The organism is Azospirillum sp. B506 (genome assembly GCF_000333595.1).
Taxonomy (GTDB): Bacteria; Pseudomonadota; Alphaproteobacteria; order Azospirillales; family Azospirillaceae; genus Azospirillum.
On the sequence record NZ_BADK01000514.1, the window covers coordinates 1 to 11941 of the forward strand.

The following is an 11941-nucleotide window of genomic DNA, read 5'->3' on the forward strand; positions in this document are numbered from 1 at the left end:
CCGGCAAATGGACCCCCGATGATGTCCGCCGCGCGCTGGAAGCCCGCGACCGCGCCAAGGCCGGGCCGACCTGCCCGCCGGACGGGCTCTATTTCATGGCGGCGCGGTACTGAGGGACGTCGGTTCCCTCCAGCCGCGTACGTTCGGCAGTGAAGATCGCTACCAGATGCTCGATCACCGCCCGTACCCGCGGCACCTCGCGGCGGTCGCGGTGGACCAATAGCCACGCCTCGCGGATTAGCGGCGGGCCGGAAAGCGGGCGGCGCTCCAGTCCCGGCACGCCGTCCGCCAGCATGCAGGGCAGGAAGGCGGTGCCGAAGCCGGCGACCGCCGCCGCAAGCTGACCCTGCACGCTGTTGGAGCGGAAGGCGACGCGCCGGCCGCCGCCATGGCGGTCCAGCCACAAGGCTTCCGGCAGTTCCGCCATCGATTCGTCGTAGGCGATCAGCGTGTCGGGGGCGTCCGGTGCGGCATACAGCCCATAGCCCAACGTCGCCAGCCGCCGCCCGACCAGATCGCCGCGCTGCGGTCGCGCCAGCCGGATCGCCAGATCGGCCTCCCGCCGGGCGAGGCTGAGGGTCCGGTTGTCGACGACGATCTCCAGATCCAGGGCGGGATGGGCCGCCCGCAGCGGTCCCAGCCGGGGGATCAGGAAGAGGTCGGCCAGCGCCTGGGTCATGGTCAGCCGCACGGTGCCGCTGAGGCCCGCCGCATCTCCCTCGCGGCGGCGGATCGCCTGCGCCCGCTCGTCCATCGCCTCGGCGAGCGTGCGGACGCTTTCGCCCTCTTCGGTGAGCACATAGCCATCGGGCCGCCGCTCCATCAGGCTGCGGCCGAGCGCGGCTTCCAGCGCCGCCAGCCGCCGGCCGACCGTGGCATGGCTCAGCCGCAAGGCACGCGCCGCTGCCGACAGGCTGCCGGCCCGCGCCAGCTCCAGGAAGACGCGCAAATCGTCCCAGTCGAGCGGACCTGTGAATTTTTGAACGGTCATCGTGCAAGGATAGTGGATGGCCGTCCATTGGTGAACGGGGCAGCATCGCCTCCATCAACCTTGAGCGACAGCGGAGCATTCCCCGATGACAACTCCTTCCGCCCGGACCCTGCGCCAGATCGTCGGGGCGCCGGCCATTCCCGCTCCCTTGGACAAGGCGGTGCTGGTGCTGATCGACCTTCAGCGCGAATACACCGAGGGCGCCCTGCGTCTGTCGGGTGTCGATGCGGCGGTGGAGCGGGCGGAGGAACTGCTGGCCCTCGCCCGGACCAACGGCGTGCCGGTGATCCACATCGTCCACCACACCGCGGCGGGCGCGCCGGTTTTCGACCCCACCGGGCCTCTGGCCGAGATCGTTCCGGCGGTCGCCCCGCACGCCGGCGAGCCGGTGATCGTCAAGAAACTCGCCAACGCCTTCGCCGGGACCGACTTGCAGGCGGTGGCCCGCGACAGCGGGCGGACAGAGATGATCGTCGCCGGCTTCATGACCCACAACTGCGTCAGCAGCACCGCGCGGTCGGCGGTGGATCATGGCTGGCGGGTGACGGTCGTGGCGTCGGCCACCGCCACCCGTGACCTGCCGGACGGCAAGGGCGGTGTGGTGCCGGCCGCCGACATCCAGCGTGGCGTGCTGACCGGTCTGTCGGACAGCCTCGCCGTGGTGGTGGAGGATGTGCGGGCCTGGGGGTGAGGGAGAGGGGAAGGGGGGCGGTTTGCGCCCCCCGCACCCTTACTTCTTCTCGGCCTTCCAGTAGAAGTTGGTGTCGAAGCTCGGACCCCAGACGAGGCCGTTGACGCTCTTGCGCTCGGCGATCATCTCGGTCTGCTGGAACATGATGACGAAGGGCGAGTCGGCCAGGACCGCGCGTTGCAGCTCCTCGTACATCTGGGCGCGCTTGGCGCTGTCGCGCTCCTCGATTGCGGCGGCGGTCTTCTTGGTCAGTTCCGGAATGTCCCAGGCGTTGCGCCAGGCCAGCGGCTTGGACTTGGCGTTGTCGCTGTTGTCCGGGTTGGAAGCGAAGGTGTCGGCGTTGGAGTTCGGGTCCTGGTAATCGGCCCCCCACTGCTGGATCATCAGCTCGTGGTTGCGGGCGCGGTACTTGGTCAGCACCTGCTTGCCGTCGCCGGGGACGATCTCGATCTTCACGCCGGCCTTGGCGGCGCTGGCCTGGATCGCCTGGGCCATGTCCTGGGTCGGGTTGGTGTTGCGGACATCCATGCTGACGGTGAAGCCGTCGGGATAGCCGGCCTTCGCCAGCAGCTCCTTCGCCTTGGCCGGATCGTACTTGTAGGGGTTGTCGTTGACGGCCCCCAGGAAGCCCTTGGGCAGGAAGGCCTGATGGACGGCGCCGATGCCGTTCATGATGGAACCGGCCATGGCGTCGTAATCGACCAGATACTTGAAGGCTTCGCGCACCTCGGGCTTGGCCAGGGCGGCGTTCTTCTGGTTCAGGCTGAGATACCACAGCGTGCCCTTCGGCGCCTGGACCAAGCGGATGGCGTCGCTGGACTTCAGCGGCTCGAACTGCTCCGGCTTCAGGTTGCGCGCAACATCGACGTCGCCCTTTTCCAGCAGCAGGCGCTGGGTCGCCGGTTCCGGGATGTGGCGGATCAGCACGCGCTTCAGCTTCGGCGCCCCGCGCCAGTATTTCGGGTTGGCGTCGAAGGTCAGCAGCTCGCTCGCCTTCCACTGCTTGAGGATGAAGGGGCCGGAGCCGGCGGAGTTGGTCTTCAGCCAGCCGGCACCGAAATCGCCGTCCTTCTCCTTGCTCTTCACCAGCTTGGAATCGACGATGGAAGCGACGTCGGCAGTCAGGCAGTACAGCACGAAGGTCGGCGCATAGACCTTGTCGGTGGTGAAGACCAGCGTCTTCGGATCGGTGGCGCGCACCATCTGGTCGACGTTCTCGGGCGTCAGGCCGAACTGGGTCAGGATGAAGGCCGGCCCCTTGTTCATCTTGACCGCGCGGGAGAAGGACCACGCCACATCCTCGGCCGTCATCGGGTTGCCGGAATGGAAGGCGATGCCGTCGCGGATCTTGAAGGTGAAGGTCTTGCCGTCGGGCGACACGGTCCAGCTTTCGGCGGCCTCGCCCTCGATCTTGCTGACGTCGTTGACGTCGAAATGGACGAGGCGGTCATAGACCTGGGCGCTGTATTCGGCGCCCGACAGCTCGAAGATCTCGCCGGGGTCGAGGCTGACGATGTCGTCGAACTGCCACGCCATCACCAGCGCGTCCTTCGGCGTGTCGGCGAGGGCAGGGGCGGCGAAACCGGCGAGGGCGAGAGCGGCGGCACCAAGAACAGTCTGCGCAATAAGGCCGCGCTTGAAGCTGGTCATCCGTGAAGTCTCCCTGGAGGCCCATTCGGGCGCTGTTGAGGGCGGGCACTGTTGAGGGACGGAATCTTCCCGCCGCCGTCCATGGCCTGTCAACCCGGCTGGTGGGGCCGGCCGGAGGGCAGCTTTGATGTGGGACGGGTTGCAATTCGCAGGGAAAGCGCCTAGCTCCTATCGCCCCCCCGGCACCATTCTTGTTTTCGCGGACATTCGGCAGAAGGAAACCACCGTCATGGGCTACACCGTCGCGGTCATCGGCGCCACCGGCAATGTCGGGCGCGAGATCCTGCAAACGCTGGCCGAGCGGACGTTCCCGGCCGACAAGGTCATCGCTTTGGCCTCCGAAAAGTCGATCGGGCAGGAGGTGTCCTATGGCGAGGACGAGATCCTCAAGGTCCAGGATCTCAACAAGTTCGACTTCCATGGCGTGGACATCGTGCTGTCGTCGCCCGATGCCAAGGTCTCGGCCGTCCATGTGCCGCGCGCTGCAGCGGCCGGTGCCATGGTGATCGACAACACCTCCCACTTCCGCATGGACCCCGACGTGCCGCTGGTGGTGCCGGAGGTGAATCCGGAGGCGCTGGCCGGCTATCGCAAGCGTGGTATCATCGCCAATCCCAACGGTGCCACCATCCAGATGGTGGTGGCGTTGAAGCCGCTGCATGAGCGCTTCAGGATTCGCCGCGTCGTGGTCTCGACCTACCAGTCGGTGTCGGGCGCCGGCAAGGAAGCGATGGACGAGCTGTTCACCCAGACCCGTGCCATCTTCGTCAACGATCCCGTCGCCAAGAGCGTCTTCCCCAAGCAGATCGCCTTCAACGTCATCCCGCAGATCGACGCCTTCATGGAGGACGGCTCCACCAGGGAAGAGTGGAAGATGACGGTGGAGACCAAGAAGATCCTCGATCCGAAGATCAAGGTCGCCGCCACCTGCGTCCGCGTGCCGACCTTCATCGGCCATGCCCTGTCGATCAACATCGAGACGGAGGAGCCGATCACCGCGGATGAGGCCCGCATCGTCCTGCGCGCCGCTCCAGGCGTGTCGGTGGTCGACCAGCAGAGCGGTGAGGGCTATGTCACCCCGGTGGAGGTCGCCGGCGACAACCCGGTCTTCGTCAGCCGCATCCGCGAAGACATCACCGTTGAGAACGGCCTGTCCTTCTGGTGCGTTGCCGATAACCTGCGCAAGGGCGCGGCGTTGAACGCCGTGCAGATCGCGGAGCTTCTGGTGCGCGACTACATGGTGGAGTGAAGGAACGGTGGGGAGCAAATTGCCGGCGCTTCCCACCCTTCCAAATTGTCGGTAGGCTGGACCGTCCCACCTGACCGGGCGGTTCCGTGCTCCGCATCCTGCCGCTGTTGTGCCTCGTCCTGCTGATGCTCACCGGGTGCGGCGTCGATGCCGACCAGGATGTGCTGTGCCGGAAACTGATCCCCGCCTTCGAAGCGGCTCCCGTCACCGAGCTGTCCACCCGCAGCTATTCCGAGGATAGGCGGGTCCTGCGCGTCGATTACCGCAGCGGCAACCAGTCCCATTGGATCGCCTGCCGCTTCGCCGGCACGTCGATGGAGGAAGGCCGGCGCACCCTGGTGGCGGTGGCGACCGACCGCAGCGGCTGGCTGACCGACATCCGTTTCGCCATGCTCCAACAATGGCTGCGCATAAAGCCGCCGCGCGATGCCGTCGGCGGCGTTGTGGATATGGAAAGGCCGCAGCCGACGCGCTGGACGCCTCTCCTGTTCCTGGCCCAGCAAATCATCAACGCCGCCACCGTCGCCTGCGTCTATGGGTTGCTCGCCCTGGGCTACACCCTGGTCTATGCCATCCTCGGCCAGATCAATCTGGCGATGGGGGAACTGACCATGGTCGGCGCCATGGTGACGGCGATGGCGGCGGCCGGGCTCGGCATGGCCGGCTGGGCGACATGGCCGCCGGCCCTGCTCGGCATGCTGGTGCTGGTGATCGGCTTCACCGCGGTGCAGGGCTGGACGATGGACCGGCTGGTCTTCCGCCGCCTGCGCGGTGTGCGCGGCCATACGCCGCTGATCGTCGCGGTCGGGCTGTCCATCGCCTATCAGGAGGGGGTGCGGCTGCTGCATGGCGCCCGCGACTGGTGGCCGGCGCCGGTGCTGACCGGCCGCTACGACCTGTTGAGCGACGGCGCCTTCACGGTAACGGCGCTGACGGCGCAGTTGGCGATCCTGGCGCTGACCGGCGGGCTTTACGCGGCCTTGTGGGGAGTCATGCGGCGCACCGCCTTCGGCCGGGCGCATCGGGCTTGTACCGACGACATCTCGGCGGCGGAGCTGGTCGGGGTGGACGTCAACCGCACGGTGGCGGCGACCTTCGCCATCGGCGGCGGGCTGGCCGCGGCGGCGGGTGCGGTGATCGCGCTCTATTATGGCGGAGTGAACTTCTTCACCGGCTACCTGATCGGCTTCAAGGCGCTGGCGGCGGCGGTGGTCGGCGGCATCGGCTCGGTGCCGGGGGCAATGCTCGGCGGCGCCCTGCTGGGGCTGGTGGAGACCTTCTGGTCGGCCTATTTCGCCCTCGCCTACAAGGACATCGTAGCCTTCGGGCTATTGACGCTGTTCCTGATCTACCGGCCGCAAGGGCTTTTGGGGCAGGCGCGGGGAAGAGGGGACTAAGGGGTGAAGAATATCATGTCATCATGGGTTGTCCCGAAATATTGTTTCTCCATAAGGTCGGTCCTGTGGTGAAGATCACTGCGATCACGCCGCTCAAAATTATTATTGTTTTGCAAAATACTGTCTATTACTTTAAATCATAGATAATTTATTCAATTGAGTTTCTTCTCAAGCAGACTTTCAGAGATTTTGGATCAGATCTCGCAGGTTGGGCGATGTCCACTTGCACCCCTGGAATGTCAAATCCGGCAACAAAATTGCAAAACATGAAATACAGTCAATTATCAGCAGAAAATTACCAAAAGAATCAAATTATGATATAAAGAAGAATTTATAAACCACCCATTGACGATTTATATGTCAAACATTATCGTAATTTCTGAAAATTATATCTTCAATGCAACTATTAATTTTTGTAACCACACCCCAAAGCGAGGAAATAAAGATGGCTGGAAGTTGCGTTGCTGCGGTTACTTTCGTTAACAACCTGAGCTCAAGCATCACCATCACTTTTTCTGGCGCATATCAAATATGGTATACGAACTTCCAAAACAATGACGTAAATGGTCAGTATTGGTCTGTCGTTCCGGCGGGGCAGAGCACCCAGATAAATGTTACTGCGGCGCAGGGTGGCGATTATCCATCTGACGATTCTGGTACTCTGACTGTTACAATCAACGATACAAATGAAACCTTCACGGTTACTTGGGTTGGGCAGGGGACGGACGGAGGCTTTGCGCCGCTGATGTCGTTGTGGTGGACAATCAACCCAAACAATCAAAATGTTCAAGCTGGGGTTGGCGCTCTATTGAATACGTCCTTTGGTGTCGACGTTATCAGCGATATCAGCGACGCTTTGGGTGAGGTGGCCGATACTGACGGTCTGCTCGGAAGTGCCGCTACCGAGTATGTAGCCGAAGGAATTGGTGAAATGTTGGCCGAAGCTGCAGAAGTGATTGGCCCAATTCTGGCTGCGGCGGCCATCGCTTACTTGATTATTTCTGAGGAAAGCAACGTGGCTTTGTCTGGTGCGACAACGATCACCTTCAACCCCAACTCTAACTGAATTTGGATCTCATCGGTTCAGCGCGAAACGGCCTAAAAGAAAATCGTCAAAAAATGAAAATCTCGGAAATAATCAGGCGCTCAAATCGAGCTCGTGGCGGAGTCTGATTGGACTTTCATAAATAAAGTCAAATAAAACAACGAGATCGTTCGCCATATTGGCTTAGTCTTAGACATCTGAGTGGCTGCCTGTGCCGTTCACGACATATCGGTTGCTCTGTGGATGTCAATAACTCGGGCCGGGCCAGATTCGATATGAAAAGGGCCTGCCGCTGGAAGCTGCGGCAGGCCCCTTTTTCTATTTCTCTACAGTTGAGGATCAGGCCAGCGCCCGCACGTCCGCCAGATGCCCCGTCACCGCCGCCGCCACGGCCATCGCCGGGCTGACGAGGTGGGTGCGGCCGCCGCGGCCCTGACGGCCCTCGAAGTTGCGGTTGGAGGTCGAGGCGCTGCGCTCGCCCGGAGCCAGACGGTCGGCATTCATCGCCAGGCACATGGAGCAGCCCGGCTCGCGCCACTCGAAGCCGGCTTCGGTGAAGACCTTGTCCAGCCCCTCTTCCTCGGCCTGCTCCTTGACCAGACCCGAACCGGGAACCACCAGGGCGCGCACGCCTTCAGCCACCTTGCGTCCCTTGGCGACCTCGGCGGCGGCGCGCAGGTCTTCGATGCGGCCGTTGGTGCAGGACCCGATGAAGACGGTGTCGACCTTCACCTCGGTCAGCGGCTGGCCGGGGGTCAGGCCCATATAGGCCAGCGAACGCTCGACGGCGGCGCGCTTGCCGGCATCGGCGATCTCGGCCGGGTTCGGCACGGTCGCGGTGATCGGCAGCACGTCTTCCGGGCTGGTGCCCCAGGTGACCTGCGGGGCGATGTCGGCGGCGTTCAGCACGACGGTGGCGTCATAGACCGCGCCCTCGTCCGACGGCAGCGTCTTCCAATACTGGACGGCCTGCTCCCAGGCGCCGGCCTTCGGGGCCAGGGCGCGGCCCTGGACATAGGCGAAGGTCTTCTCGTCCGGGGCGATCAGGCCGGCGCGGGCGCCGCCTTCGATCGCCATGTTGCAGACGGTCATGCGGCCTTCCATCGACAGGTCGCGGATGGCTTCGCCCGCGAACTCGATGACGTAGCCGGTGCCGCCGGCGGTGCCGATCTTGCCGATGATGGCCAGCACGATGTCCTTGGCGGTGACGCCCGGATTCACCTTGCCGTCCACGCGGATCAGCATGTTCTTGGCCGGCTTCTGCAGCAGGGTCTGGGTGGCCAGCACATGCTCCACCTCCGACGTGCCGATGCCGAAGGCCAGCGCCCCGAAGGCGCCGTGCGTGGCGGTATGGCTGTCACCGCAGACGATGGTGGCGCCGGGCAGGGTGAAGCCCTGTTCCGGGCCGACGATGTGGACGATGCCCTGGCGGATGTCGTCCATCGGGAAATAGCGGACGCCGAAGTCGCGGGCGTTCTTGTCCAGCGTCTCCACCTGGATCCGGCTTTCCTCCTCGACGATGCCCTTGGAGCGGTCGGTGGTGGGGACGTTGTGGTCGGGCACGGCGAGAGTGGCTTCCGGACGCCGCACCTTGCGGCCGGCGACGCGCAGTCCTTCGAACGCCTGCGGGCTGGTCACTTCATGGACCAGATGGCGGTCGATGTAGAGGATGCAGGTGCCGTCATCCTGGCGGTGCACGACGTGGCTGTCCCAGATCTTGTCGAACAGAGTGCGCGGCTTGGACATCGGAAAAACTCTCTCTCGCGGTACGACAGGCGCAGAAGAATCGGAGGCCGCACCATAGCCTTGTGTCGCGCCGGGGACAAGCGCGGCCATACGTCTTTCGCCGCAAGCCTGTCCCCCGCAATATTATGACACTTGGGGCCGATTGGGGCGGCCGGTGGCGGGCGGCCAGTGGGGGGTGGTCAGGGCAACATCTTGCCGGGGTTCAGCAGGCCCTTCGGGTCGAGCGTCGCCTTGATGGCGCGCAGCATGTCGAACTCCACCGGGCCCTTGATGGCCGGCATCTCGTCCTTCTTGAAGCGGCCGACGCCATGCTCGGCGGAGATCGAGCCGTCGAGCTTGAAGATCACCTCGTTGACGACGTGGCAGATCTCGTCCCAGCGGTCGAGATAGGCCTTGGTGTCGGCGCCCTCGGGCTGGCTGAGGTTGAAGTGGATGTTGCCGTCGCCGACATGGCCAAAGGGGGTCGGGCGGATGCCGGGGCAGGCCACCGCGACCGCCGCTTCCGCCAGTTCGATGAACTCGGCGACGCGGGACACCGGGATCGACACGTCGTTCTTGATCGAGCCGCCCTCGAACTTCTGCGCCTCGACGATGGCCTCGCGGATGAACCACAGCTGCTTGGCCTGGGCGTCGGACTGGGCCAGCGTGGCGTCGGTCGCCAGTTCGGCCTCGAACGCCTCGCCCAGCGCCGTCTCCACCGTCTCCTGGAAGGCGTCGGACTGGGTGCCGGCGGTCAGCTCGGTCAGGACATACCAGGGCGACGGCTCCGACAGCGGGTCGATGGTGCCGGCGACATGCTTGAGGGCGAAATCCAGGCAGCGGCGCGACATCAGCTCGAAGGCCGACACGGCGTCGCCCGAGGCGGCGCGCAGGCGGGCCAGCAGCTCGATGGCGGCGGCGGGGCTGGGTACGGCGACGAAGGCGGTGATCGACTGGCGCGGACGCGGGAACAGCTTCAGCACGGCGGCGGTGACAATGCCCAGCGTGCCCTCGGCACCGACGAACAGGTTCTTCAGGTCGTAGCCGGTGTTGTTCTTGCGCAGCCGGCGCATGCCGTCCCAGACGCGGCCGTCGGCCAGCACCACTTCAAGCCCTAGCACGAGGTCGCGGGTGTTGCCGTAGCGCAGGACGTTGATGCCGCCGGCGTTGGTGGAGATCAGCCCGCCGATCTGCGCCGTGCCCTCCGCCCCCAGGCTCAGCGGGAACAGGCGGTCGGCGTCGGCCGCGGCCTCCTGGATGGCGGTCAGCACGACGCCGGCCTCCACCGTCATGGTGTAGTTCAGCGTGTCGATGTCGCGGATGCGGTTCAGGCGCGACAGGCTCAGCACGATCTCGCGCCCCTCCTCGTACGGGATGGAGCCGCCGACGAGGCTGGTGTTGCCGCCCTGGGGGACGATGGGGATGCCGGCCTCGGCGCAGACCCTCACGACGGCCGCGACTTCCTCGGTGCTGGCCGGGCGGACCACCGCCGGGCTGTTGCCCTTGAAGCGCCCGCGCCATTCCGCGAGGTAGGGGGCCATGTCGGAGGCATCGGTGAGGATGCCGGACGGGCCGACGATGGCGCGGATCTGGTCGAGAGCGGCGGCGATGGTGGTCATGGCACGGAGTCCGGCAGAAGGTTGGCGCAGTGAAGCGCGACACTTCTACAATCTAGCCGGCCCCATTTCCATGCACCTGTTGCGCAGACCTGCCGCCACCCCAGGATTTAGCTGCGCGGGGCGGCGGCGCGGCGCAGCCGGTCGTTGATCGCCATGCCCAGCCCGACCTCCGGGATCGGCATCACGGCGATGCGCTTCGCCCCGCTCTGGTCCAGGCTGCGCAGGTGGGAGAACAGGTTGGCCGCCGCCTCGTTCAGGTCGCCTTCCAGGCTCAGGTTCAGCCGCATGGTGCCGCCGAAGACGAAGCGGTCGGGACCGAAGGTCAGGAACGCCTCGTCCTCCTCCGCCGAGGAGGCGTTTAGGCGCACCGCGGCGTTGGGGGCGTAGTGGCTTTCCAGCTGGCCGGGCGATTTCGGCGCGGTCGGGTCGCCCGCCGACAGGCGGACCGGGCCGATCAGCCGCTCCATCTCGTCGGGCAGCACGGCGCCGGGGCGCAGAAGCACCGCTTCCGGACCGGTCAGGTCGATGACGGTGGATTCGACGCCGACCATGCATTTGCCGCCGGTGACGATGGCGTCGACCCGGTCACCCAGGCTTTCCAGAACATGGTGCGGGGTGGTTGGGCTGACGGCGCCTGAGCGGTTGGCGCTGGGGGCGGCGATCGGCTTGCCGGCGGCGCGCAGGATGGCCTGGGCCACGGGGTGGCCGGGCACGCGGATGGCGATGCTGTCCAGCCCGGCACTGACCAGCAGGGACAGGGCGGAGTTGGCCGGGCGCGGCACCACCATGGTCAGCGGGCCGGGCCAGAACTGCGTCGCCAGATCATGGGCGCGGTCGTCGAACAGGCCCCAGGACTGGGCGGACGCCAGATCGGGCACATGGGCGATCAGCGGGTTGAACGTCGGCCGGCCCTTGGCGGCGAAGATGGCGGCCACGGCGCGGTCGTCGGTGGCGTCGGCGCCCAGCCCATAGACCGTCTCGGTCGGGAAGGCGACCAGACGGCCGGCGCGCAGAAGCTCGCCCGCCTGCGCGATGCCGGCGGGGGTGGTCGGGATCAGCGCCGGGCGCTTCTCGCCGCTATCGGGTGCGGAATGGTCGGTCACGGCGTCTTTCTAGCCCGTGCTGCACCGGTGTCAATTCGCGCGGTTGCACCGGTGCCATGCCCAAGGTTATGAGGGGGGTGCGCAATCGCCAAACACAACATGATGGGTGCGGGCATGACGGGCAAGGTCTTCACCGTGGCGCAGCAGAAAGGCGGCGCCGGCAAGACCACGCTGGCGGCCCATCTCGCCATTGCCTGGGCGCAGCTCGGGCACAAGGTCGCCACCGTCGACATCGACCCGCAGGGCAGCCTGACCCGCTGGCACGCCGTGCGGGCGGAAGCCACCGGCGGGCAGCCCGGCTTCACCCATGTGCAGATCACCGGTTGGCGCACCCAGGCGGAGGTGGAGAAACTGGCGCGCAGCCACGACATCGTCGTGGTCGACAGCCCGCCCCATGCCCAGACCGAAGCCCGCATCGCCGTCCGCGCCGCAACGCTGGTGGTGGCGCCGGTACAGCCGAGCCCGATGGAT

10 protein-coding genes and 1 pseudogene are annotated in these 11941 nt (G+C 65.6%); 6 read left to right on the forward strand and 5 right to left on the reverse strand.

Features of this window, described 5'->3' with window-relative positions; translation table 11 throughout:
* Nucleotides 1-113, forward strand: a pseudogene (locus I71_RS36005) (tRNA pseudouridine(38-40) synthase TruA); the annotation flags it as partial.
* Here the strand turns inward: I71_RS36005 and I71_RS15435 are convergent.
* Nucleotides 89-991, reverse strand: coding sequence for a LysR family transcriptional regulator (locus I71_RS15435; RefSeq protein WP_042695737.1), 903 nt, complete (start codon nucleotides 989-991; stop codon nucleotides 89-91). The pseudogene I71_RS36005 and the gene I71_RS15435 sit on opposite strands and share 25 nt — an antisense overlap.
* Before the next feature lie 85 nt (nucleotides 992-1076).
* Here I71_RS15435 and I71_RS15440 point away from each other — a divergent pair, with 85 nt between their 5' ends.
* Entirely contained in the window at nucleotides 1077-1682 is a 606-nt protein-coding gene (locus I71_RS15440; protein WP_042695738.1) for a cysteine hydrolase family protein, read from the forward strand.
* A 39-nt stretch (nucleotides 1683-1721) separates the two neighbouring features.
* Here I71_RS15440 and I71_RS15445 read toward each other — a convergent pair whose 3' ends face one another.
* Complete coding sequence (locus I71_RS15445) at nucleotides 1722-3332, reverse strand: ABC transporter substrate-binding protein (RefSeq protein ID WP_042695739.1); 1611 nt, start codon at nucleotides 3330-3332, stop codon at nucleotides 1722-1724.
* Between the two features lie 229 nt (nucleotides 3333-3561).
* On the opposite strand from I71_RS15445, the gene I71_RS15450 reads away from it, so the two are divergent.
* The 3 genes from I71_RS15450 to I71_RS37490 all read left to right on the forward strand — a co-directional run bounded on the left by I71_RS15450 (nucleotide 3562) and on the right by I71_RS37490 (nucleotide 7044).
* Nucleotides 3562-4581, forward strand: coding sequence for an aspartate-semialdehyde dehydrogenase (locus I71_RS15450; protein ID WP_042695740.1), 1020 nt, complete (start codon nucleotides 3562-3564; stop codon nucleotides 4579-4581).
* 86 nt (nucleotides 4582-4667) lie between these two features.
* Nucleotides 4668-5978, forward strand: coding sequence for a branched-chain amino acid ABC transporter permease (locus tag I71_RS15455; RefSeq protein WP_049976139.1), 1311 nt, complete (start codon nucleotides 4668-4670; stop codon nucleotides 5976-5978).
* Nucleotides 5979-6423: 445 nt separating this feature from the next.
* On the forward strand, nucleotides 6424-7044 hold the full coding sequence (locus tag I71_RS37490) for a hypothetical protein (protein ID WP_148294250.1): 621 nt from the start codon (nucleotides 6424-6426) through the stop codon (nucleotides 7042-7044).
* Nucleotides 7045-7362: 318 nt separating this feature from the next.
* Here I71_RS37490 and leuC read toward each other — a convergent pair whose 3' ends face one another.
* The 3 genes from leuC to I71_RS15470 form a co-directional block, all read right to left on the reverse strand.
* Nucleotides 7363-8769 carry a 3-isopropylmalate dehydratase large subunit gene (gene leuC, locus I71_RS15460; protein ID WP_042695741.1) on the reverse strand — a complete coding sequence of 469 codons (1407 nt, stop codon included), beginning with the start codon at nucleotides 8767-8769 and terminating at the stop codon, nucleotides 7363-7365.
* A gap of 179 nt (nucleotides 8770-8948) precedes the next feature.
* The gene (locus I71_RS15465) at nucleotides 8949-10367 is read right to left on the reverse strand and encodes an FAD-binding oxidoreductase (protein WP_042695742.1); all 1419 of its coding nucleotides are present in this window, start codon (nucleotides 10365-10367) and stop codon (nucleotides 8949-8951) included.
* Nucleotides 10368-10474: 107 nt separating this feature from the next.
* Nucleotides 10475-11470: an L-threonylcarbamoyladenylate synthase gene (locus I71_RS15470; protein ID WP_042695743.1), complete on the reverse strand. Its 996-nt coding sequence runs from the start codon at nucleotides 11468-11470 to the stop codon at nucleotides 10475-10477.
* A 114-nt stretch (nucleotides 11471-11584) separates the two neighbouring features.
* Here I71_RS15470 and I71_RS15475 point away from each other — a divergent pair.
* The coding region (locus I71_RS15475) for a ParA family protein (RefSeq protein WP_042695744.1) at nucleotides 11585-11941 on the forward strand (357 nt) is incomplete at its 3' end.